The sequence below is a fragment of the Paenacidovorax caeni genome (genome assembly GCF_001298675.1).
In the GTDB taxonomy this organism is placed as follows: Bacteria; Pseudomonadota; Gammaproteobacteria; order Burkholderiales; family Burkholderiaceae_C; genus Paenacidovorax; species Paenacidovorax caeni.
In genome coordinates this window covers 89,473-111,404 of the sequence record NZ_CYIG01000030.1, presented here as the reverse complement: position 1 = coordinate 111,404, position 21,932 = coordinate 89,473, and the positions used below count along the sequence as shown (strand labels likewise).

Below are 21,932 nucleotides of genomic sequence, written 5' to 3'. Positions count from 1 at the left end.
GACGTTGATAGGCTGGGTGTGGAAGCGCAGTAATGCGTTAAGCTAACCAGTACTAATTGCTCGTGCGGCTTGACCCTATAACTTTGACATACCGTCAAATTGTTATGCCAAGCACGCAATCAAATTAATGATTCGTCTCTATGAATTCGCTTGTATGGCTAAAACCATCCAAGCAAAAGTTTAAGCCTGATGACCATAGCAAGTTGGAACCACTCCTTCCCATCCCGAACAGGACAGTGAAACGACTTCGCGCCGATGATAGTGCGGATTCCCGTGTGAAAGTAGGTCATCGTCAGGCTAATATTGTGAAACCCCCGTAGCTAACAAGCTGCGGGGGTTTTCGTTTTGGAAGAAAATATTCCTGCTGAAATCAAGGGGCGTATGCAAGTTGTGATCGATTTCTTTCAGGCTTTCATCATCGTTCCGCTGACGTTGTTGCCAATCATTAATCCATTGGGTACGGCACCGATCTTCACGGCAACGGCCGGGGGCAACCCGCTGGTGACGCAACGCTTGGCACGCCAAGTCGCCATCAATGGCTGGATCATCCTGATCGTCTCGATGCTGGTGGGCACTTATGTGCTCGAGCTTTTCGGCATTTCGCTGCCAATCGTGCGTATCGGCGGCGGCTTGCTGGTGGCGGCGACTGGCTGGCGGATGTTGAACAGCAGTGCAGAGGATGATGTGACAGCCGCCGTAGCCCGTGAATCTTTGCCGCTGTCGGACGAGGAGATCGTACGGCGCAGTTTTTTTCCGTTGTCTTTTCCATTGACTACAGGCCCGGGCGCCATTGCTGCATCGATTGCACTAGGCGCCAAGCTTCCTAAAACCCCGGCGCTGTATCTGCTGGGTGCCGTCGTCGCAGTGCTGGGGGCCACGCTCACGATGGCCGTGGTGTATCTGATTTACCGTAACGCCTCGACCTTGCTGCGGCGCCTTGGGCCCGTGGGCACATTGGTCATGATGCGCCTGGTGGCGTTCATTCTCTTTTGTATTGGCATTGAAATTCTCTGGACGGGCTGGTCCGAGCTGAATGCGCACGCATCATGAAAAAGCCCCGGCGGTGCCGGGGCGGAGCGGTGGAAAGTCTGGGAGGGTGGCGCTCAGTGTGCGCCACCCGCGTCGGGGGGAGCTGCGCCCGTGACCTTCGAGGGCCGCTGCGTCAGCCAGATCAAACTGATCAGTGCGATGAAGAGGTAAGCGGAGCCGAGAAAAATATCGTCCACAGCGCGCGTGTACGCTTGCTGGTCGATCAGCCGGTTGATCTGCGCCAGCGCTTGCTCCGCACTCAGGCCAGCAGCCCGCAGGCTGTCGAGAGCCAAGGCGAAAGGGCCTTGTCCCTGTACAAGCGGTTCGGTCATATGCGCGTGGTGCATTGCTGCACGGTCATCCCACAGGGTCGTTGCGACGGACGTGCCCATGGCACCTGCAGTGATGCGGGTGAAATTGCTCAGGCCTGCTGCGGCGGGGATGCGATGAGGCGTCAGCCCTGCCAAGGTGATGGTGGTGAGTGGAATAAAGAAAAATGCCATCGCCGCACCTTGAATGAGTGTGGGGATCAGCACATGCATGAAATCCGTCTGCACCGTGAATTGAGAGCGAAGCCAAAGCACCAGGGCAAACACCAGGAAGGCACCCGTGGCCATGCGGCGCGGATCCCATTGGCCGACCTTGCGGCCAACCAGCGGCGTGAGAAGAATGGCGAACAACCCGACGGGCGCGAGGGCCATGCCGGCCGATGTCGCGGTGTAACCCATCCACTGCTGCAGCCACAGTGGCATGAGGACCACGTTGCCAAAAAACAGTGCATAGGCCACGGACAACGCTAACGCACCAAAGGCGAAATTGCGGCGCTTGAAAAGGCGCAAATCCACCACGGGATGCTCCTCCGTCAGCTCCCACACCAGGAACACCGCGAAAGCTACGACAGCCACAACAGCCAGGGCAATGATTTCGCCAGACGCGAACCAGTCCAGCTCCTTGCCCTTGTCGAGCATCAGCTGCAACGCCCCCACCCAGAGTACCAGCAGGGTGAGTCCCACGGTGTCGATGGGCAGCTTGCGTGTGGGCGTTTCCCGGTGGCGGTATATGCTCCAGGTCAGCAGCGCAGCTACCAAGCCGATGGGTACGTTGATGTAGAAGATCCACGGCCAAGAAATGTTGTCGGTGATCCAGCCGCCCAGCAGGGGGCCAACCACGGGCGCTACCAAAGTGGTAACCCCCCAGAGTGCCAGGGCTGTGCCGGCCTTGGCCCGTGGGTAGCTGGCAAGCAGCAGGGTTTGCGACAGTGGAATCATCGGCCCGGCGACCAGGCCCTGCAGCACCCGAAAGAACACCAGCATGTCCAGCGAGGGGGCGAAGCCGCACAGCCAGGAGGTCAGCACGAAAAGCAGAACGCTCAGGGTGAACAAGCGTACCGCGCCGAAGCGTTGGGTCAGCCATCCCGTCAGCGGGACCGAGATGGCGTTGGCCACGCCAAAGCTGGTGATCACCCAGGTGCCCTGGTTAGGGCTGACGCCCAGATCCCCGGCGATTGCTGGCAGGGACACGTTGGCGATAGAGGAGTCGAGCACGTTCATGAACGTGGCCAGGGACAGCGACAGGGTGCCCAGCAGCAGCTGTGCGCCATGCAGCGGCGTGGGCTCCGTGTGCGGGCTCGCCGTGGTGGAGTTAGACATCGTATGCGGCTTCCTGCACGCGCTCAGTGCAACTGCGTGCCGGTTGGGGCTGCTGCGATTTGTCTGCGGCCCAGGTTGGCGCTGATGATCTTGGAAACGTAAGCGTCGGCGTCGCGCATCTGGTCATCGAACACCGTCGTAGCGGCGACCGGTGTGGTACGCGGTATGTCCGACAGGCTCTTGCCCTCCTGGTCGCGAATATCCACGGTGGCTTCCATCGACAGGCCCACGCGTAGCGGGTGGCTGGCCAGTTCCTGTGCGTCAAGGGCGATGCGCACGGGCACGCGCTGTACCACCTTGATCCAGTTGCCTGTGGCATTTTGTGCTGGTAGCAGCGCGAAGGCAGCACCGGTGCCTGCCCCCAGGCCAACGACGGTGCCGTGGTAGATCACCTTGGTACCGTACACGTCGGCGTGCAGCTCGGCCTTTTGCCCGATGCGGAGCTGCTGCAGTTGGCTTTCCTTGAAATTGGCGTCCACCCAGAGCTGGTCCAGCGCCACCAGGGTCATCAGCGGCGCCCCGGCCGCGATGCGCTGGCCAATCTGCACGCCGCGCTTCGCCACATGGCCATCCAGCGGCGCGAGCAGCGTGGCCCGCTGCAGGGCCAGATAGGCTTCGTGGACTTTGGCTGCAGCGCGTAGGACGTTGGGGTGTGCCTCTACCGTGGTGCCTTCGGTCTGCGTTTGGCTGGCGGCCAGCTGTTCGCGCGCAGCCTGCACAGCGGCTTGGGCGGCGGCTTGGGCGCTGCGCGCCGCCGCCAGTTGGGACTGGGTGTGCTGGAACTCTTCCTTGCCGACGGCCCCGGTGCTTACCAAGGGTGCGCGCCGGTTCACGTCATCCTGTGCGCGTGCCAAATCCGATTGCAGGCGCGCCAGGTCGGCTTCGCGCAGGCTGACTTGCGCCTTCAGTGCCGCGTTGTTGGCGAACAGCGTGCGCACCTCGCGCACGGTCTGCGCCAGCTGGGCGCTGGCCTGCTCGAGTGCCACCTGCATGTCCGCCGTGTCCAACCGCACCAGGGGCTGCCCAGCCTTGACGAAGTCAGTGTCGTCGGCGGCAATGGCCACGACCGTCCCTCCGATCTGTGGGGTGATCTGCACCACGTTCCCGGCCACGTAGGCGTTGTCCGTGGTTTCGAAGTGGCGCGCATGCATCCAGTGCCAGCCGCCCCAGGCCAGGCTTGCCACGGCGACGGCGGTAGCGATCACAGAGAGACCACGGCGGCGCGTGGTGGCGGGGGTGTGCTTGGGGGTATCGCTCATAGTGGTGGGTGTCCAGAGTTACTCGGCGGCAAGGGCGTGCGGTTGCAGGGCGGTGTCGTTCCAGCCGCCCCCGAGGGCTTTCATCAAAGCCAGATAGGTATCGAACTGGCGTGCGCGCAGATCCGCCGCCAGCCGGCGCTGGGCCAGCACCTGGGATTCGGCGTTGAGCACGACCAGATAGCTGTCCAGGCCCGCGCGGTAGCGCTGCAGCGCCAGCGCGTAGGCTTGCTCCGCGCCGTCCAGTGCTTGCCCCTGTTCGGCATGTTGGCGTTCCAGCGATTGGCCCGAGGCAATGGCGTCGCCTGCTTCCTTCACCGCGTCGAGCACCGTGGCGTTGTACTGGGCGATGGCCACGTCCAGGTCGGCGCGCTTGCCGCCCAGCTGTGCGCGTAGCCGGCCGCCGTCAAACAGCGGCAAGCGCAGTGCCGGGCTTACGCCAATCTGGCGGCTGCTGGCTTGCAGCAACTGGTCCATGCCCAGCGCGTTCAGGCCGATGAAGGCACTGAGGTTGACGTTGGGGTAAAACTGCGTACGCGCCACGGCCACATCCTGCGTGGCAGCCTCCACCCGCCAGCGGGCGGCCACCACGTCGGGGCGCCGGCCCAGCAGGTCCGCGCCCAGGGCCTGCGGTGGCGTTTGTAGGGTCAGCGCCGCCAGCCGTGGCGCCAGGGCACGGAGTGCATCCGGGGGCTGGCCTGCCAGCACGGCCAGCTGGCGCCGGGTCAGCACCGCCTGTTCCTGCAGGGCTTCGATTTGCGCGCGCATGTCGGGCAGGGCTGCGGCGGCCTGGGTGTCTTGCACGCGGCTGTCCAGGCCAGCGCCCAGGCGCTGGTGCGTGATGTCGCGGATTTCCTGGCGCTGCGCCAAGGTGCGGCGGGCCAAGTCTTGTTGCGCCAGCGTGCGCGCCAGTGCCACGTAGCCACGGGCCACCTGCAGCGCCAGCAGCGTTTCGGCGGCGGCGGCGTCGGCCTGCGCGGCCTGGGCTTGGCCCAGGGCCGAGGCCTGTTCAGCGGCGTGCTGGCCAAAAAAGTCGGGCGACCACGCCAAGCCCGCCTGCACCGAGGCGCTGTTCCACCAATGGCCTGCCACGGGCGGTGGCACCAGCCCGTTGGCGGTGTAGCGCTGGCGCGAGGCGTCCCCCCCCAGGGTGGCCTGCGGGCCGTTGGCGGCTTGGAGTGCCTGGGCCAGGGCCTGTGCGCGCTGGGTGCGCGCGCGGGCCACGGCCAGGTTCGGACTGCCTTGCAGGGCCTGGGCCACCAGCGTGTCAAGCTGGGCGTCGCCCAGGGAGCGCCACCACTGCGGCTGTATGTCAGGGCTGGGCTGCGTGGTCAGCGCCAGCTGTGCTGGCGTCAGCGCGTCCAGCGGCCGGGTATCGGCCCCGGGGCTGGCGCAGGCCCCGAGCAGAAGGGCCGTGGCCAGGGCCGCAGCCAGCGGGCGCAAACGGGCGCCCCGGACGGTAGGGGATGAAGGCATGGTTTTGGGGCTCAGTCGGTGGGGGCTTGGCGCAGGGCCTCGCCGTTGGCCTGCATGCGCTGCAACAGGTGCAGCAGCTGGCGCCATTCAGCGTCGGAAAAGCCGTGCAGGTGGGCGTTGAGCACCTCGGACAGCACGGCCGGCACGCGCTGCGCTGCGCTGCGGCCCTCGGCGGTCAATTCCAGGTGCACGACGCGCCGGTCCTGCTGCGAACGTTCGCGCCGCACCAGCCCCTTGGCGACTAACCGATCCACCGAGCGCGTCATGGCACCGGGGTCGATGGCCAGCTCGCGCGCCAGGCTGGCCGTGGTCGCGCCTTCCTGCAGCATCAGCTTGTACAGCGGCAACCACTGCACGTAGGTCATGTCGCAAGAGGCCAGGCGCGCATCCGCCTGGGAGCGGATCGAGTTCAGCACCTGGCGCATCAGGTAGCCCACGCTCTGGTCGGGTGTGAATGTGCCGGCTGCGTAGGGGCCGGAGGATATGGCGGGGTTGTCGTTCACGCAGTGTAATTTAATTGACTAGGCAACTATTGTCTGGTCATGTATGTGACTCCCCTGAGCCCGTCAGGGCTATGTGGGCAGGGCCTGGCCTGCGCGGCACGTGTGGGCATGCCGGGCTACCATGGGGCTTTTCCTGCCCGGTGGGCTGCTGCCATGACTTCTTCCGCACTCTCGATTGATTTCGTCTCCGATGTGTCGTGCCCCTGGTGCGCGATTGGTCTGCAGTCGCTGGACCAGGCACTGCAGCGCCTGCCTGCGGACGTGGCGGTGACGCTGCGCTTTCAGCCCTTCGAGCTGAATCCGCGCATGGCTGCTGCTGGACAGGACATTGGCGAACACTTGCAAGAGAAGTACGGCCTGACGCCAGAGCAGGTGCGCCAGAATCACGACGCCATCGCGGCGCGGGGCGCTGCGCTGGGTTTCGTCTTCGGCAGCGCGCGCCGCCGCATCTACAACACGTTCGATGCGCACCGCCTGCTGCACTGGGCTGCGGTGTGTGGCGTGCCGGGCGCGCAGAAGGCGCTGAAGCAGGCCTTGTTCAAGGCCTACTTCACCGACGGCCTGAACCCGTCCGACCATGAGGTGCTGGTGCGTCTTGCGGCCGATGCGGGGCTGGATGGCGACCAGGCCCGCCAGGTGCTGGACAGCGACGCCTACGCCGACGAGGTGCGCACGCAGGCGCAGTTCTGGCAGGCCAACGGGATCCGCTCGGTGCCCTCGATCATCGCCAACGGGCGCCACCTGATCCAGGGTGGCCAGCCGCCCGAGGTATTCGAGCAGGCGCTGCGCCAGATTCTTGCAGAGCCGGCTTGAATGCTCTTCTTTTAATAGCTGCCAGCGCTTGCTGAATAAGCGCCAGCAGCTGTTTTTGTTACTAATTCTTCACGGGGATCGGCGTGCCCCGGTCCACCGGCACGGCGGTGACGCTGTTCTGCGGCGATCCGTCGATGAGTTTGTCTGAGTAGGTCAGGTAGACCAGTGTGTTGCGCTGCACGTCCACCATGCGCACGATGCGCAGGCGCTTGAACAGCAGGGACATGCGCTCGCTGAACACTTCCTCCTGCTGCTTCACCGGGGGCTTCGGAAAGCTGATGGCACCGACCTGGCGGCAGGCGATCGAGGCCTCGGCCCGGTCCTCGGCCAGGCCCAGCGTGCCCTTGATACCGCCCTTGCGTGCGCGCGAGACGTAGCAAGTCACGCCCTGCACGGCCGGGTCGTCGTAGGCCTCGACGATGATGTCGTGGTCGCGGCCAATCCACTGGAAGGCCGTGTCCACGGTGCCGATCTTCTCGCCCGCAGCCCACGCGCCGTGGGCGGCCAGTAGCAGTGCGGCGGCAGCGGCGCGTGGGCTGCGCATTACGCGGCCTCCGCGCAGCGCCGGGCCAGATGGGCCAGCGCTTCTTCCACCTGGTCCACCAGCACCAGGCACAGGTCGCCGGGTGCGAGGCGGGCCAGTGCGTGGTCAATGGCCAGGAACTCGCCGTGGATCTCCGTGACGTAGCGCGTGCGTGGCGCGCCCTCCAGGCCTTGGCGTAGCAGCGCCAGCACCTCGCCGTCGGCACGGCCACGCTGGCAGGCGTCCTGGTAGAGGATGACGTCGTCAAACGCTTCCCCCAGGATGCGCGTCTGCTCGGTGATGTCCTGGTCGCGCCGGTCCCCCGCGCCACTGATGACCACGCTGCGTTTCTCCCCGGGCATGGCCTGGACGGCCTGCACCAGGGCACGGATGGCGTCGGGGTTGTGGCCGTAGTCGGCAATCAGGGTGGCGCCGCGGTAGTCCATCACGTTGAAGCGGCCGGGTGCGTTGTCGCTGTCGTTCACAAAGCCGGCCAGGCCGCGGCGGATGGTGTCCCACGGCAGGCCAATCGCCCAGGCCGCGCCAATCGAAGCCATGGCGTTTTCCACCTGGAAGCCGATGGTGCCATTGCGCGTGAGGGGAATGTCGCGCAGCGCGATCTGCTCGCGCCAGGAGTCTTCCGCCGCCACGATGTGCTCGCCGTCCACGTACACCACGCGCTGCCCCTGAGCGCGGTGCGTGGCCATCACCGGGTGGTGGCGGTCGAGTGCGAAGAAGATCACCTTGCCGGGGCAGGCGCTGGCCATGGCGGCCACGTGCGGGTCGGCCGCGTTGAGCACGGCGTAGCCGTCATTGGCCACGTTTTGCACGATGACGCGCTTGAGCACGGCCACGTCATGCACCGTGGTGATGAAGTTCAGGCCCAGGTGGTCGCCTTCGCCCACGTTGGTGACCACGGCCACCTGGCAGCGGTCAAAACCCAGGCCTTCGCGCAGCAGGCCGCCGCGCGCGCATTCGAGCACGGCGGCGTCGGTCTCGGGGTGGGCCAGCGCATTGCGTGCGCTGCGCGGGCCGGAGCAGTCGCCGCTGTCGATCTGGCGGCCGTTTACGTACACGCCGTCGGTGTTGGTCATGGCCGTGCGCCAGCCGTGCGCGGTGAACAGGTGCGCGATCAGGCGCGTAGTGGTGGTCTTGCCGTTGGTGCCGGTGACCGCCACCAGGGGCACGCGGCCATCTTCGCCGGGCGGGAACAGTGCATCGGCCATGGGCACGCCCACGGCGCGCGGGCGGCCGAACGAGGGCGCCAGGTGCATGCGCAGGCCGGGTGCGGCGTTGACTTCAACGATGCCGCCGTTTTGCTCCTCCAGTGGGCGCAGGATGCTTTCGCAAATCACGTCCACGCCGCAGATGTGCAGGCCAATGGTTTGCGCCGCCTCAATGGCGCGTGCCGCCACCTCGGGGTGCACGTCGTCGGTCACGTCGGTGGCGCTGCCGCCGGTGGAGAGGTTGGCGTTGTTGCGCAGCACCACGCGCTGGCCCTGGGCCGGCACGGAGTCGGGGGTGAGCCCCTCGGCGGCAATGCGCGCGATGGCGATGTCGTCCAGCCGGATCTTGGTCAGTGCCGTGCCGTGGCCGCTGCCGCGGCGCGGGTCCTGGTTGACGATGTCCACCAGCTGCGCGATGGTGTGCACGCCATCGCCCAGCACCTGCGGCGGCTCGCGCCGTGCGGCGGCCACAAGCTGGTTGCCCACGACCAGCAGGCGGAAGTCGTGCCCGGGCAGAAAGCGCTCCACCATCACCTCGTCGCTGTAGCTTTGCGCGGTGGCGTAGGCGGCTTCAAGCTGGGCGCGCGTGGTGATGTTCACCGTCACGCCCTTGCCCTGGTTGCCGTCTTGCGGCTTGACCACCACGGGCAGGCCCACTTCCTCGGCCACCTTCCAGGCGTCCTCGACGTCCGTCACGGGGCGGCCCAGCGGCACGGGCACGCCGGCGGCGTGCAGCAGGCGCTTGGTCAGATCCTTGTCTTGCGCGATGGACTCGGCCACGGCGCTGGTGGTGTCCAGTTCAGCGGCCTGGATACGGCGTGCCTTCGAGCCCCAGCCGAGCTGCACCAGCGAGCCGCTGGTCAGGCGCCGCACCGGAATGCCGCGTGCCACGGCGGCGTCGACGATGGCGCCGGTGGAGGGGCCGATGCGCTCGTCCTCGTCCAGCTCGCGCAGCTGGGCGATCACGGCGTCAGCGTCGAACGGGGTGTCGGCCAGCGCGGCCTGCACCAGCCTGTCGGCCTGCTCCATGGCCTGCAGGCCCACGGCCTCCTCGGTGTACTCGACGACGACCTGGTACGTGCCTTGCTCCACGGTGGCATGGCTGCGGCTGAAGGTGACGGGGCAGCCGGCCAGCGCCTGCAGCGACAGCGCCGCAGCCTCCAGCACATCGGCCAGCGCCACGGGCTGGCCCGCGCCTTCGGGGCGCAGCGCGCCGATGCGCGGGAAGCGTGCACGCAGGCGGTCTTCAAAACCGGGCAGCAGGCTGATGTCGCGCTCTGCGGCATCGCATTGCACGATGGCCTCGACAGCGGTGCTGCGGGTCCAGATGTTGGGGCCGCGCAGGGCGCGGATACGGGTGATCTGCATGGGGTGTTCTTTCAGCAAATTTCACGCCAAATTGGCATCTAAGGCTTATCTGGCAAGCGCTTGTAGCTATTGTTTTTGAATCGGTTATCCATGATGCTGCGCGCCACCCACAGCACCTAAAACTGGCGCGTCCCAAGTCAGGCAGCCGCGCAAGGGCCGCCCCGCAGCGCTGGCTGCGTCCCCCTCCCGGAGCGCGCAGCGCGCAGAGAGAGGGGGAAGGCGCCGCAGGCGACTCAGGGGGGGCTTCATTTCAATACTCGAAGGTCTTGATGCCCGCGGCAATGAGGTCGGGCGTAATGTCCATGGCCCAGGCCGCGGCGATGGCGGCCAGCAGTGCCGCCGTGTCCGGCTGCGTGCCGCCCGCCAGGCTCAGGCTGGACAGGCGGCCCAGCACGCGTTCCTTGGCGCCGGTGGCCAGCACCACCTGGCCGTCGCGCACAAACACGGCGCGGCCATCCTTTTCGGCGCGGTGCGCGGCCACGAACGGGTTGTCGCCGGCCAGGCTGTAGAACAGCACCTCGCCGTCGCACAGGCGCGCCAGGTCGGCCACCTGGGCGTCGTCGGCGTTGAGTACACCCGCGCCTTCGTCCAGCACCACGTCGATCTGGGTGCGCAGCACGCGCGTCATTTGCTTGGCTTCACGCACGTCGTGGTCGGCCAGGTCTTCCCAGCCCTGCATGTCGGTCACGACGCCGACCAGGCAGCGGTCGTAGGCCAGGCCTTCCTCCAGGATGGAGCGTGCCGTGGTCTGCACCACGGCGGCCTGCGCCAGGCGGTTGGTCAGCAGGCGGTGCGCGCCGGCCCAGTGGGCGGCGTTGGTCTTTTGTGTCTGGCGGTTGGCCAGGAACATACCCTCGCTGCTGGCCACGCCCGTGAGCTTGCCCGACAGCTGCAGCAGCCAGCCCACCAGGCGCGCGATGAAGGCGTTGCCCTGCGTGCCCACAATGCCCACCAGCGGAATGCGGCCCGCGCCGGTACCCTCTTCGGTGCGCGGAAACAGGTGGTCCACGATGGCCATGCCCACCGGGCGCGGCGTGCCGCTGGTCGGCTTGAGGTGCATCAGCAGGCCCGGGCCGGCATTCACTTCGAGGATGGCGCCGCCTTGCTCCTTCATGGGGCGCGACACGTCCTGGAGGATCATGTCCATCCCGGCGATGTCCAGACCGACGATCTTGGCCGCCAGCTGGGCGTAGTAGGCCACGTCGGGGTGCACGTCCTCGGTGCAGTCGATGGCCATGTTGCCGTTGCGCTGCAGCAAGATGCTCTGGCCCTGCGGGATCACGCTGTCGGGCGTGACGTGCTGGCGCTTCAGCTCCAGCTGCACGGCGCCGGATTCGAGGTTGATCCAGTCCAGCGGGTATTCCTGCTCGGGGCCGCGGCGCGGGTCCTGGTTCAGCACCGCCACCAGTTCGCGCAGCGTGGCTTTGCCGTTGCCGTGCACGCTGACCGTTTCGCCCTTGGTGGCGGCCACCACCTTGCCGCCCACCACCAGCAGGCGGTGTTCCACGCCGTCGATGAATTTCTCGACGATGACCTCCGAGCCCTCGGGTTCTGCCAGCGCGAAGGCTGCCTTGATTTCAGCCTCGCCCGTGAGCTCCAGCGTCACGCCGCGCGCGTGGTTGCCGTCCGAGGGCTTGACGGTGACGGGGCCACCGATGTCCTGGGCCACTTCCCAGGCTTCCTCGGCATTGGCCACCACGCGGCCCTCGGGCACAGGCACGCCGCAGGCCGCGAGCAGGCGCTTGGTGAAGTCCTTGTCCTGTGCAATCCCTTCGGCGATGGCGCTGGTCTGGTCGCTTTCTGCCGTCCAGATGCGGCGCTGCGCTGCGCCGTAGCCCAACTGCACCAGGTTGCCGTCGTTCAGGCGAATGTGCGGAATGCGCCGCTCACCCGCGGCGTCGACGATGCAGCCCGTGCTGGGGCCCAGATACCGGTCGTTGATGCTGGTTTTGATGGCCTGGATGGCGGGCTTGAGGTCAAACGGCTCGTCGTTGATGGCGGCCATGAGCAGTTTGTGGCCCCAGGCCAGCGCGGTGCGCGCCACGTCCTCCTCGGGGCAGCGGAACACCATGCGGTACACGCCGCGCTGCGAGATTTCGCGTGTCTGGCCGAACTCGGCCGGCATGCCAGCGAGGTTCAGCAACTCGATGATGACGTGCTCCAGCACATGGCCCATCCAGGTACCGCCTTCCAGGCGCTGGATGAAGCCGCCGCGCTCGCCCACGCCGCAGTGGTGCTCGACCAGCGCGGGCAGCCAGGCGGTGAGGCGCTCGTTAAAGCCGGGGAGCTTGTTCGAGGGCCAGTCTTCCAGCTCGCCCAGATCCAGCCAGACTTCGAGGATGGGACGGTAGGTCCAGACGCTGGGGCCGCGCAGGTAGGTGGTGCGCAGCAGTTGGATGTCGTTGAATTTCGCCATGGATTAAAGCGGTTGAGGAAGAGGTCGGCTCGAATGCTTCATTGTGCGCCCAGCCGGGTGGCTGCGCGCCGTGTCAGCGCGTCGGCGGGTTGCGGCGTTAAGCTGGGAGCAGGCCCGCCTGCTGCCGCACACGAATACCAAACACAATGCAACATCACCATTCAGTGGACGCCTCGGGTGTCTTTCAGGGGCTGTCGGAAACCGGGCTGGGCGCCGAATTGCGCGCCCAACTCGCTACCCAGGAGAACGTCCAGGCCGCCCTGGCGGTTGACCTCTCCGACACGCTGCAGTTCGGCAGCGGCCTGGTGGCCCTTACGTCGGAGCGTTTGCTGGCACGTGCGCCAGGGGCGTTGGCATGGCAGAGCTGGCCCCTGCAGCCTGGCATGGTGCTGCGCATGCTCGACCATGGCGGCGTTGGCACGCTGGAGCTGCACGACGCCAGCCGGCGCCTGCAGCTGTGGCGCTTCACGCTGGGCGCACAGGCCCAGGCGCTGCGGTTGGTGCAGCGCTTCGAGCAGCACGTGGAGCGCCTGGGCAGCGCCAGCGCGGCGCCGGTGGCGCCGGAGGAAGAGGCCCTGTGCCCCGTCTGCCACGCGTCCCTGCCACCTGACAGCGAGGAATGCCCGGCCTGCGCCCGCGCGCAGCAGCCGCACACCTCCACCTGGGTGCTGCTGCGCCTGTGGCGCTTCGCGCGGCCGTACAAGAAGCAGCTGGCAGCGGGTTTTGCGCTCACGCTGGCCTCCACGGCGGCCTCGCTGGTGCCGCCGTACATGACGATCCCGCTCATGGACGACATCCTTATCCCGTACCAGAGCGGCCAGCAGATTTCGGCCTCCCTGGTGGCCATGTACCTTGGCGGGCTGCTGCTGTCGGCGCTGCTGGCCTGGGGCCTGGGCTGGGCACGCACCTACATTCTGGCGCTGGTGTCCGAGCGCATTGGTGCCGACCTGCGCACCACCACCTATGAGCACCTGATGCGCCTGTCGCTGGACTACTTTGGCAGCAAGCGCACGGGTGACCTGATGGCGCGCATCGGCTCTGAAACCGACCGTATCAACGTCTTTCTCTCGCTCAACGCGCTCGATTTTGCGACCGACGTGCTCATGATCTGCATGACCGCGGCGATCCTGTTCTCTATCAATCCGTGGCTGGCGCTGGTGACGTTGGTGCCGTTGCCGTTCATCGCCTGGCTGATCCATAACGTGCGCGACCGCCTGCGCACCGGCTTCGAGCGCATCGACCGCGTGTGGAGCGAGGTGACCAACGTGCTCGCCGACACCATTCCTGGCATCCGCGTGGTCAAGGCCTTTGCGCAGGAAAAGCGCGAGGCGCAGCGCTTTCGCGCGGCCAACCAGCACAACCTGGAGGTGAACGACCGCCTGAACAAAACCTGGAGCCTGTTCTCGCCCACCGTTTCGCTGATGACGGAAATCGGCCTGCTGGTGGTGTGGGGCTTCGGCATTTGGCTGGTGGCGCACAACCAGATCACCGTGGGTGTGCTGGCCGCCTTCATTGCCTACATCGGGCGCTTTTACACACGGCTCGACTCCATGAGCCGCATCGTCTCGGTCACGCAAAAGGCCGCAGCCGGCGCCAAGCGCATCTTCGACATCCTGGACCACGTGAGCAACGTGCCCGACCCGGCCCATCCGGTGAAGGTCGATGACGTGCGCGGCGCCATCGAGATGCGCGACATCGGCTTCCGTTACGGCAGCCGCACGGTGGTGCGCAACCTGTCCTTGCAGATTCGCCCCGGCGAGATGATCGGCCTGGTGGGCCACAGCGGCTCGGGCAAAAGCACGTTGGTCAACCTTATCAGCCGCTTCTACGACGTGAGCGATGGCGCCATCCTGGTCGATGGCGTGGACATCCGCCGCATGGCCGTGGCCGACTTCCGGCGCCACATCGGCCTGGTGCTACAGGAGCCGTTCCTGTTCTTTGGCACCGTGGCCGAGAACATCGCCTACGGCAAGCCCGACGCCACGCGCGAGGAAATCGTCGCCGCCGCGCGTGCTGCGCACGCGCACGAATTCATCCTGCGTCTGCCGCACGGCTACGACTCGCTGGTGGGCGAGCGCGGCCAGGGCCTGTCGGGCGGCGAGCGCCAGCGCATCAGCATCGCGCGCGCGCTGCTCATCGACCCGCGCATCCTGATCCTGGACGAAGCCACCTCGGCCGTCGATACCGAGACGGAGAAGGAAATCCAGAAGGCGCTGGACAACCTCGTGAAAGGCCGCACCACCATCGCCATCGCCCACCGCCTGTCCACGCTGCGCAAGGCCGACCGGCTGGTGGTCATGGACCGCGGCGAGATCGTCGAAGTCGGCCCCCACGATGAATTGATGGCACAACAGGGCGCCTACTGGCGCTTGTACGAGGCCCAGGCCCGGCGCGCCGAGGAAGACGCACAGGCGGCCGGCATTCTGCCGTCGCCCCATTCCGCCCACCCGGCAGGCAAACTTTAAGGGCAGCCATGCATACTCCTTCCCAATTCACCTTGCAACGCAATGCCCACGGGCGCCTGGAGCTTGTACTGGAGGGTAGTACCCAGCCCGAGGAAGTGACGCCGGTGCGTGCCTTTCCTATCGCGGCGCCAGACGAGGGGCTGTCCCTGGTCGGCGGCGACGGCCACGAGCTGCTGTGGGTGCCGCGTCTCGCGCAGTTGCCCTCCGAGGCCCGCGCCCTGGTCGAGGAAGAACTGGCAGTGCGCGAATTCGTGCCGGTGATCGAGAAGATTCACGGTGTGTCGAGCTTCTCGGTGCCCAGCACCTGGGAGCTGCTGACTGACCGCGGGCCCGCGCGCTTGCAGCTCAAGGCCGAGGAAGATATCCGCCGCCTGCAGGGGCGCACGCACCTGCTCATCGCCAGTGCCGACGGCGTGCAGTACCGCGTGCGCGATGTCTCGGCCCTGGACAAGCATTCACGCAAGTTGCTGGAGCGTTTCCTGTAAGAGCCTGTTCACGATCTTTTCATAGTGCCCGCAAGGCAGCAAAAAGCCGCAATCCAGGCGCGCGCCGCAGGCCATGCTGGCGGCCTGGTCAAGGTGCGCAACGCCGAGTGCGGCTTTTTGCTGCCTTGCCCTTCGGGTTGCCCCGCACAAGTGGCATCTGCGGCGTTGCAAAGGCTCACCGGGCCACCAGCCCGGCTGCGCTTTGCGCCTTGCATCTGCCACTTGTGCGGGGCAACGGGCACTATGAAAAGATCGTGAACAGGCTCTAAGTCGGTAGTGGCAAATCAGGGTTAACCCTCAGTTTGCGTGTGATCGCGTAAAAAGGCCTAAATTCCCCCTTCTTTTTGCCGTTATGGCATACGAGAGGGGTGGAATGCCACCCTGCTGTCCCACCAACACCAAGGGCCACTGCCATGCAATTGCCACCCGTAGACCGATCGCCGTATTGGCGTCCTCAGGGCGCCGATTTGTATTCCACGGGCGCCTCGGGGGCTGTGCCTGTGCGACCCGTCAATGCGCCCAACCCGGTCGAGTCCATGGACCGTCTGGGTGAGGGCGCCATTGTGCGTGAGCCTGACAAGCCGTCCAACGCCGACAACACCAACCGCGACTGGACCATTCCCGAGGCCCAGAAAAAGAAAGACGCCAAGAGCGAGGAAGAGGCCCAGCCGCCGAAGGAGCCTTTGTACAAGCAGTTGCTGGAAGTCATTCATTCCATGTGGCGGGCCAGCACCATGGCGGTCGACATGGCTGACAAGGTGACCAAAGATGGTCTGCAGGAACGCATGGCGCAAGAGATTCCGAAAGAGTCCCCGACCTACTCGGACCCGAAGGTCAAGCGCACCGGTGGTCCGTAGCAGGGATTGAGGGCTAAAAGTGCCCTCAGCCCTTTGCAGGCAAGCGCAAGCAGCTATCGAATAAAGAGCGCTCGTACCGCCTGCGTCTGGCTCACCAGTTGGCCTCGCGCTCTGGCGTGGCGCTGATGCGGTGAATCGACAAATCCGCGCCGTCGAACTCCTCTTCCTGGCTCAGGCGCAGCCCCACGGTGGCTTTGAGCGCACCGTAGACCATGAGCCCGCCCGCTGCAGCCCAAAGCACGCCCATCGCTGTGCCTATGAGCTGGGCGCCCAGGCTCACCCCGCCCAGCCCGCCCAGGGCCTGGCTGCCAAAGATGCCGGCGGCTACGCCACCCCAGGCGCCGCACAGACCGTGCAGCGGCCACACGCCCAGCACGTCGTCGATCTTCCACTTGTTTTGCGTCAGGGTGAACATGGCCACGAAGATTGCGCCCGCCACGGCCCCCACCACCAGTGCCCCCAGCGGATGCATCAGGTCTGAACCTGCGCACACCGCCACCAGACCGGCCAGCGGGCCGTTGTGCACGAAGCCTGGGTCGTTCTTGCCCAGCAGCAGGGCGGCGAGCGTACCGCCCACCATGGCCATCAGCGAATTCACTGCCACCAGGCCGGAGATCTTGTCCAGCGTCTGCGCACTCATCACGTTGAAGCCAAACCAGCCCACGGTGAGAATCCAGGCGCCCAGCGCCAGGAAGGGGATGCTGGACGGCGGGTGGGCCGAAATGGTGCCACCCTGCCGGTAACGGTTGCGGCGCGCGCCCAGCAGCAGCACGGCACCCAGGGCGATCCAGCCGCCGACGGCATGCACTACCACGCTCCCCGCGAAGTCGTGGAACTCCGCACCCGTGAGCGCCTGGATGCCGGCCTGCACACCAAAGTGCTGGTTCCAGGCAATGCCCTCGAAGAACGGATAGACGAAGCCGACGATGACCGCCGTGGCCACCAGCTGGGGCCAGAACTTGGCCCGTTCGGCAATGCCGCCGGAGATGATGGCCGGGATGGCGGCGGCAAAGGTCAGCAGAAAGAAGAACTTGACCAGCGCATAGCCGTTGTGTGCCGCCAGCTGCCCTGCGCCCACGAAGAACCCCGTGCCGTAGGCTACGGCGTAACCCACCGTGAAGTACACGATGGTGGAGACCGAGAAATCGACCAGGATCTTCACCAGTGCGTTGACCTGGTTTTTGCGCCGCACGGTGCCCAGTTCCAGGAAGGCAAAGCCCGCATGCATGGCCAGAACCATTACGGCCCCTAACAAAATGAACAGGGCGTCCATGCCCTGTTTCAGTGCTTCCATAAGAGCGCTCCCACTGAATTTGCCTTGGTTTGGTGCGAAATTGCAAGCCACAGGCGATGCACCAGATAGAAGCAAAAAATGCGCCAAAGACGAGGGGTGGCCGCTAGGGTGTCCGTTTCCCGTGCATCACGGGCGGCGCGGGGGGCTCCCGGCGGTGTCTGCCGCGCCATGCTGGTGCATGGGCGCCGGGCCGTGCTTACTTCACCAACTGGTTTAGCTGAATGATGGGCAGCAGCACTGCCAGCACGATGAGCATGACCACCAAGCCCATGGTGACGATGAGCAGGGGCTCCAGGAGCGTGGCCAGCTGCAGGGCGCGACGCTGCACTTCGGTGCTGAGCTGGTTGGCGGCACGCTGCAGCATCAGGGGCAGCTGGCCCGTCTGTTCGCCCAGCCGGGCAAACATGGCGACCAGGCCGGGAAAGCGTTTCTTTTGCGCCAGCGCCGAAGCCAGGGGCGCGCCCTCGCGCACCAGCACCAGCGCATCCAGCGCGTCGGCGCGCAGCGCGCGGTTGTTCAGCGTCTCCGCGGCAGATTGCAGCGCCTTGAGGATAGGCACCCCGGCGCCCGCAAGCATGGCCAGGGTGCCAGCGAAGCGCGCGGCGTTGTAGCTGCGCGCCAGGCGCCCGATCAGCGGCAGACGCAGCCAGGCAGCGTCGAACCTCAGGCGTACATGCGGCTGGGACAGTGCCAGCCGTGCGCCAACAGCTATCAATACCAGAGCGATGAGCATCAGCCAGCCGTAGTGGCGCACGGTGTCGCTCACAGCCATCATGGCCACGGTGAGGAAGGGCAGGGCGCGCTTGGTACCTGCGAACACGCCGGCCACCTGCGGCACCACGTAGCCCACCAGGAACAGCACGATGACCACCGCCACCACCGTGACAATGGCCGGGTACAGCGCAGCACCGATAATTTTGGCGCGCAACTGCTGGCGTTCCTCCAGGTCGTCGGCCAGGCGCTCCAGCACCAGGCCCAGGCTGCCGCTGGCTTCGCCTGCACCGATCACGGCGCAGTAGATATCAGAGAACTCGCGCGGGTGCTGCGTCAGCGCACGTGCGAAGGTGGAGCCGGCGTTCACCTCGGCACGCAGCGCGGCCACCAGATGGTGCTGGCGCTCGTCCTCGGCTTCGTCGGCCAGCGCGGTGAGCGCACGCTCCAGCGGCAGGCCCGATGCCACCAGGCCCGCGAGCTGGCGCGTCCACACCGCCAGGCCCGTGGCATTGAACACCGGGCGCGTGAACAGGCGCTGCCCCCAGGCCGATGCGCCGCCCGCAGGCGGGACGGCCACGGGCTCCACCGCCAGCGGCACCAGCGCCTGGGCGCGCAGCAGGCTGCGGGCGGCGCGGGCTGTGTCGGCCTCGATGGTGCCCTTGCGGGACTGGCCCTGGGCGTCCAGGGCTTCAAACGAAAACGCGGGCATGCAGATAGGGGCGGCGCGGCCGCCGCAGGGAATTCAACCCGCCATGGTAGCGGTTCTTACGCCCATGCCTGGGCCGTGATGTCGAGCGAGCGCAGGCGCAACTGCGGGTCGAACACGTCGCTCACCAGCATGAACTCGTCGGCCTGCGTGGCGTCGGCCAGGGCTTGCAGGCCCGCGCGTACCGTGGCCGGGCCGCCGACCACACCGGCCGCGAGGAAGTCGGTGATGGCCGCGCGCTCGTGTGGCTGGAGCTGCGCCATGTAGTCCGCGGCCGGTGGGCGCAGCAGCCCGCGCTGGCCCGTGAGAATGCCCAGCACGCGCTGGTAGGTGCTGCTGGCGAGGAACTGCGCCTCCTCGTCCGTGGGCGCTGCGACCACGGGCACGCCGACGATGGCGTAGGGCCGCGCCAGCCGTGCCGAGGGTTGGAACAGGCGGCGGTAGATGTCCAGTGCCTGGTGCAGCATGCGCGGTGCGAAGTGCGAGGCGAACGCATAGGGCAGCCCCATGTGCGCGGCCAGCTGGGCTGAGAACAGGCTGGAGCCCAGCAGCCAGATGGGCACGTTGGTGCCCGCGCCGGGCACGGCCACGATACGTGCGCCCGGCTGGGCTGGGCCCAGCAGGCGCTGCAGTTCAGCCACGTCGCGCGGAAAGTCCTCCTCGGTCTCTGCGCGGTCACGGCGCAGCGCACGCATGGTTGGCCCGTCGGTGCCGGGTGCGCGGCCCAGGCCCAGGTCGATGCGGCCCGGATACAGCTCGGCCAGCGTACCGAAGGCCTCGGCCACCACCAGCGGTGCGTGGTTGGGCAGCATGATGCCGCCCGAACCGACGCGGATGGTGGAGGTGCCTCCGGCGATGTGGCCCACCAGCACCGCCGTGGCAGAGCTGGCGATGCCGGGCATGTTGTGGTGCTCCGCCAGCCAGTAGCGTGTGAAGCCGAGTGCTTCGGCGTGGCGGGCAGTGGCCAGGGCGGTGGCGAGCGCGTCGGCGACGCTGCCGCCTTCGCGCACGGCCACCAGATCGAGCATGGACAGGAGGGGACGGCGTGGTGTGGTCATGCGTTCATTGTGAGCGGAGGGGCAAGTCCGTGCAGGGTCCTGACAAATCATTGTTGACACTATCGTGAGCGCGCGTGAATGATGCAGGGGCGAAGCCTTCAGATAATCGTTGCAACGACACAAGAAGCACATGAAGGCTGCGTTTGCCCACAGTTCCGCTGTGGCAGTACCGTTGCCGATGGAGGTAAGCATGGGATTTTTTAGCCGCCTGTTCCAGCCCAGGGCCGATGGGCAGCCCGTCACGGACGATTGGACCTCGCTGCCCGACAGCCAGGCCAGCGAACTCGTCCTGATGGACGAGGAGGCGGTGCGTCTCATGGCGGAGTTCGACATCGACTCCGCCATCGCCAGCCACGAGCGCTGGCTGCCCTGGCTCTCCCAGGCGCTGCAGGGTGTGCACGATGAGCGCCTGCGTCCCGAGGTGGTACGTGACGACAGCTGCTCCGAACTTGGCCAGTGGCTGCATGGCAATGGCCGCATTGCGCTCGGGCATTTTCCCGCTTTCGACATGCTGATGCGGCGCAACCGCTATTTCCATCAGCAGGCGGCCATGATGCTGCTGCATGCCGAGGCGGGCGAGATGCAACTGGCCGAGCAGGCCTTCAAGGGCTGCCAGCACGCCTCGCGCCAAGTGCTGCTACTGCTCAAGGAACTCAAGCGCGGCCTGGCAGCGAGCCGCCGCCGACCGGCGACCCTCAATCGCGCGTAACGCGCAGCACTTCCTCGCGGCTGGTGATGCCAGCGGCAATCAGGCGCTCGGCATCCTGGCGCATCAGCGCCATGCCCCCCGCCATGGCCTGGGCGCGAATGTCGGCCTCCGGCGCCTGGTTGTGGATCTGCGCGCGAATGGCGTCGTCCACCACCAGCAGCTCGAACACCCCGGTGCGCCCGGCATAGCCGGTGTGGCTGCACTGCGCGCAGCCTGCGCCACGGCACGCGCCGCAGTACTTGCGCACCAGGCGCTGTGCCAGCACCCCGAGCAGCGATGAGGACAGCAGAAACGGCTCTACGCCCATGTCCGTCAGGCGCGTAATGGCGCTGGTGGCGTCGTTGGTGTGCAGCGTGGCCAGCACCAGGTGGCCAGTGAGCGATGCCTGGATGGCGATCTGCGCGGTCTCGAAGTCGCGTATTTCGCCGATCATGATCACGTCCGGGTCCTGGCGCAGGATGGCGCGCAGCGCCTTGGCGAAGGTCAGGTCGATCTTGGCGTTCACCTGCGTCTGGCCGACGCCGGGCAGTTCGTACTCAATCGGGTCTTCCACCGTCATGATGTTGCCCTGGGTCGCGTCCATGCGCTGCAGCGCAGCGTACAACGTGGTGGTCTTGCCCGAGCCCGTGGGGCCGGTCACCAGGATGATGCCGTGCGGCTGTACCACCAGTTGCTCGAAACGCGCCAGCGTCTCGCCCTGCATGCCCACCGATTCAAGCGTGAGCTTGCTCTCGCTCTTGTCCAGCAGGCGCAGCACGGCGCGCTCGCCGTGCGCGCTGGGCAGGGTGGAGACGCGCACATCAATGGCGCGTGTGCCCAGGCGCAGGCTGATGCGGCCGTCCTGCGGCAGGCGCTTTTCGGCGATGTCCAGGTCGGCCATGATCTTCAGGCGCGAGATCAGCGCCGCGTGCAGCGCGCGGTTGGGCTGCACCACCTCGCGCAGCGTGCCATCGACGCGAAAGCGCACGCTCGAATGCCGTTCGTAGGGCTCGATGTGGATGTCGCTGGCGCCGTCGCGCGCTGCCTGGGTCAGCAGCGCATTGAGCATGCGGATGATGGGTGCGTCGTCCGCGGTTTCCAGCAGATCCTCCACGGCAGGGAGCTCCTGCATCATGCGCGAGAGGTCGGCGTCGCTCTCGACCTCGCTCACCACCATGGCCGCGCTCGACTCGCCCTGCGCATAGGCCGCGCTGATGCGCTGCGCCAGTGAGGGCGCGTCCAGCGCCTGGAACTGGTGCACCGGGTACTTGCGCAGCACCTCGGAGAGCGCCTGCAGCGACTCTGTGCCGGGCTGCGTGCCGTGCCAGAGCAGAAGCTGCTGGCCATCGTCCTCCAGCAGCAGTTGCGCGCCGCGCGCGAAGGCATAGGGCAGGGGGTAGCGCATG

General features: G+C 66.6%; 17 protein-coding genes and 2 rRNA genes. 8 read left to right on the top strand and 11 right to left on the bottom strand.

Annotated elements, in window-relative coordinates; genetic code table 11:
- The 3 genes from BN2503_RS12875 to BN2503_RS12865 all read left to right on the top strand — a co-directional run.
- Positions 1–77: ribosomal RNA gene (locus BN2503_RS12875) — 23S ribosomal RNA — on the top strand; the annotation flags it as partial.
- A gap of 108 nt (positions 78–185) precedes the next feature.
- A 5S ribosomal RNA gene (gene rrf / locus BN2503_RS12870) occupies positions 186–298 on the top strand.
- An 83-nt stretch (positions 299–381) separates the two neighbouring features.
- Positions 382–1,050, top strand: coding sequence for a MarC family protein (locus tag BN2503_RS12865; protein WP_054257067.1), 669 nt, complete (start codon positions 382–384; stop codon positions 1,048–1,050).
- Positions 1,051–1,103: 53 nt separating this feature from the next.
- Here BN2503_RS12865 and BN2503_RS12860 read toward each other — a convergent pair whose 3' ends face one another.
- The 4 genes from BN2503_RS12860 to BN2503_RS12845 are packed head-to-tail and all read right to left on the bottom strand — an operon-like array spanning position 1,104 to position 5,913.
- Positions 1,104–2,678: a DHA2 family efflux MFS transporter permease subunit gene (locus tag BN2503_RS12860; RefSeq protein WP_054257057.1), complete on the bottom strand. Its 1,575-nt coding sequence runs from the start codon at positions 2,676–2,678 to the stop codon at positions 1,104–1,106.
- Positions 2,679–2,701: 23 nt separating this feature from the next.
- On the bottom strand, positions 2,702–3,937 hold the full coding sequence (locus tag BN2503_RS12855) for an HlyD family secretion protein (protein WP_054257056.1): 1,236 nt from the start codon (positions 3,935–3,937) through the stop codon (positions 2,702–2,704).
- 18 nt (positions 3,938–3,955) lie between these two features.
- On the bottom strand, positions 3,956–5,410 hold the full coding sequence (locus tag BN2503_RS12850; protein ID WP_054257055.1) for an efflux transporter outer membrane subunit: 1,455 nt from the start codon (positions 5,408–5,410) through the stop codon (positions 3,956–3,958).
- Positions 5,411–5,421: 11 nt separating this feature from the next.
- Positions 5,422–5,913, bottom strand: coding sequence for a MarR family winged helix-turn-helix transcriptional regulator (locus BN2503_RS12845; protein ID WP_054257054.1), 492 nt, complete (start codon positions 5,911–5,913; stop codon positions 5,422–5,424).
- 153 nt (positions 5,914–6,066) lie between these two features.
- Here BN2503_RS12845 and BN2503_RS12840 point away from each other — a divergent pair, with 153 nt between their 5' ends.
- On the top strand, positions 6,067–6,726 hold the full coding sequence (locus tag BN2503_RS12840) for a DsbA family oxidoreductase (RefSeq protein WP_054257053.1): 660 nt from the start codon (positions 6,067–6,069) through the stop codon (positions 6,724–6,726).
- Positions 6,727–6,787: 61 nt separating this feature from the next.
- Here BN2503_RS12840 and BN2503_RS12835 read toward each other — a convergent pair whose 3' ends face one another.
- From BN2503_RS12835 to BN2503_RS12825, 3 genes are all read right to left on the bottom strand, one after another.
- Positions 6,788–7,270: a CreA family protein gene (locus BN2503_RS12835; RefSeq protein WP_054257052.1), complete on the bottom strand. Its 483-nt coding sequence runs from the start codon at positions 7,268–7,270 to the stop codon at positions 6,788–6,790.
- Entirely contained in the window at positions 7,270–9,843 is a 2,574-nt protein-coding gene (gene cphA, locus BN2503_RS12830) for a cyanophycin synthetase (protein WP_054257051.1), read from the bottom strand. The genes BN2503_RS12835 and cphA overlap by 1 nt, the downstream gene beginning before the upstream one ends.
- Positions 9,844–10,093: 250 nt before the next feature.
- Positions 10,094–12,259, bottom strand: coding sequence for a cyanophycin synthetase (locus BN2503_RS12825; protein WP_054257050.1), 2,166 nt, complete (start codon positions 12,257–12,259; stop codon positions 10,094–10,096).
- 146 nt (positions 12,260–12,405) lie between these two features.
- Between BN2503_RS12825 and BN2503_RS12820 the strand changes: the two genes are divergently transcribed.
- The 3 genes from BN2503_RS12820 (at position 12,406) to BN2503_RS12810 (ending at position 16,066) form a co-directional block, all read left to right on the top strand.
- Complete coding sequence (locus tag BN2503_RS12820) at positions 12,406–14,724, top strand: cyanophycin metabolism-associated ABC transporter (RefSeq protein ID WP_054257049.1); 2,319 nt, start codon at positions 12,406–12,408, stop codon at positions 14,722–14,724.
- Between the two features lie 8 nt (positions 14,725–14,732).
- Positions 14,733–15,209: a cyanophycin metabolism-associated DUF1854 family protein gene (locus BN2503_RS12815; RefSeq protein WP_054257048.1), complete on the top strand. Its 477-nt coding sequence runs from the start codon at positions 14,733–14,735 to the stop codon at positions 15,207–15,209.
- Positions 15,210–15,622: 413 nt separating this feature from the next.
- A complete protein-coding gene (locus BN2503_RS12810) occupies positions 15,623–16,066 on the top strand; it encodes a hypothetical protein (protein ID WP_054257047.1) in 444 nt (147 codons plus the stop codon).
- A gap of 91 nt (positions 16,067–16,157) precedes the next feature.
- On the opposite strand, the gene BN2503_RS12805 is transcribed toward BN2503_RS12810, so the two are convergent.
- From BN2503_RS12805 to BN2503_RS12795, 3 genes are all read right to left on the bottom strand, one after another.
- A complete protein-coding gene (locus BN2503_RS12805; protein WP_054257046.1) occupies positions 16,158–17,360 on the bottom strand; it encodes an ammonium transporter in 1,203 nt (400 codons plus the stop codon).
- Between the two features lie 196 nt (positions 17,361–17,556).
- Positions 17,557–18,783, bottom strand: coding sequence for a type II secretion system inner membrane protein GspF (gene gspF / locus BN2503_RS12800; RefSeq protein WP_054257045.1), 1,227 nt, complete (start codon positions 18,781–18,783; stop codon positions 17,557–17,559).
- Between the two features lie 56 nt (positions 18,784–18,839).
- The gene (locus tag BN2503_RS12795; RefSeq protein ID WP_054257044.1) at positions 18,840–19,838 is read right to left on the bottom strand and encodes an LLM class flavin-dependent oxidoreductase; all 999 of its coding nucleotides are present in this window, start codon (positions 19,836–19,838) and stop codon (positions 18,840–18,842) included.
- Positions 19,839–20,028: 190 nt separating this feature from the next.
- On the opposite strand from BN2503_RS12795, the gene BN2503_RS12790 reads away from it, so the two are divergent.
- A complete protein-coding gene (locus tag BN2503_RS12790; RefSeq protein WP_054257066.1) occupies positions 20,029–20,547 on the top strand; it encodes a CZB domain-containing protein in 519 nt (172 codons plus the stop codon).
- On the opposite strand, the gene BN2503_RS12785 is transcribed toward BN2503_RS12790, so the two are convergent.
- Entirely contained in the window at positions 20,534–21,931 is a 1,398-nt protein-coding gene (locus BN2503_RS12785; RefSeq protein ID WP_054257043.1) for a GspE/PulE family protein, read from the bottom strand. The genes BN2503_RS12790 and BN2503_RS12785 overlap by 14 nt on opposite strands.
- Position 21,932: the final 1 nt, after the last annotated feature.

What these genes read in the sequence shown, in the direction of transcription:
- BN2503_RS12865 (WP_054257067.1), top strand. Translation starts at nt 382, where the DNA reads ATGCAAGTTGTGATCGATTTCTTTCAGGCTTTCATCATCGTTCCGCTG.
- BN2503_RS12860 (WP_054257057.1), bottom strand. Translation starts at nt 2,678, where the DNA reads ATGTCTAACTCCACCACGGCGAGCCCGCACACGGAGCCCACGCCGCTG.
- BN2503_RS12855 (WP_054257056.1), bottom strand. Translation starts at nt 3,937, where the DNA reads ATGAGCGATACCCCCAAGCACACCCCCGCCACCACGCGCCGCCGTGGT.
- BN2503_RS12850 (WP_054257055.1), bottom strand. Translation starts at nt 5,410, where the DNA reads ATGCCTTCATCCCCTACCGTCCGGGGCGCCCGTTTGCGCCCGCTGGCT.
- BN2503_RS12840 (WP_054257053.1), top strand. Translation starts at nt 6,067, where the DNA reads ATGACTTCTTCCGCACTCTCGATTGATTTCGTCTCCGATGTGTCGTGC.
- BN2503_RS12835 (WP_054257052.1), bottom strand. Translation starts at nt 7,270, where the DNA reads ATGCGCAGCCCACGCGCCGCTGCCGCCGCACTGCTACTGGCCGCCCAC.
- cphA (WP_054257051.1), bottom strand. Translation starts at nt 9,843, where the DNA reads ATGCAGATCACCCGTATCCGCGCCCTGCGCGGCCCCAACATCTGGACC.
- BN2503_RS12825 (WP_054257050.1), bottom strand. Translation starts at nt 12,259, where the DNA reads ATGGCGAAATTCAACGACATCCAACTGCTGCGCACCACCTACCTGCGC.
- BN2503_RS12820 (WP_054257049.1), top strand. Translation starts at nt 12,406, where the DNA reads ATGCAACATCACCATTCAGTGGACGCCTCGGGTGTCTTTCAGGGGCTG.
- BN2503_RS12815 (WP_054257048.1), top strand. Translation starts at nt 14,733, where the DNA reads ATGCATACTCCTTCCCAATTCACCTTGCAACGCAATGCCCACGGGCGC.
- BN2503_RS12810 (WP_054257047.1), top strand. Translation starts at nt 15,623, where the DNA reads ATGCAATTGCCACCCGTAGACCGATCGCCGTATTGGCGTCCTCAGGGC.
- BN2503_RS12805 (WP_054257046.1), bottom strand. Translation starts at nt 17,360, where the DNA reads ATGGAAGCACTGAAACAGGGCATGGACGCCCTGTTCATTTTGTTAGGG.
- gspF (WP_054257045.1), bottom strand. Translation starts at nt 18,783, where the DNA reads ATGCCCGCGTTTTCGTTTGAAGCCCTGGACGCCCAGGGCCAGTCCCGC.
- BN2503_RS12795 (WP_054257044.1), bottom strand. Translation starts at nt 19,838, where the DNA reads ATGACCACACCACGCCGTCCCCTCCTGTCCATGCTCGATCTGGTGGCC.
- BN2503_RS12790 (WP_054257066.1), top strand. Translation starts at nt 20,029, where the DNA reads ATGGGATTTTTTAGCCGCCTGTTCCAGCCCAGGGCCGATGGGCAGCCC.
- BN2503_RS12785 (WP_054257043.1), bottom strand. Translation starts at nt 21,931, where the DNA reads ATGCGCTACCCCCTGCCCTATGCCTTCGCGCGCGGCGCGCAACTGCTG.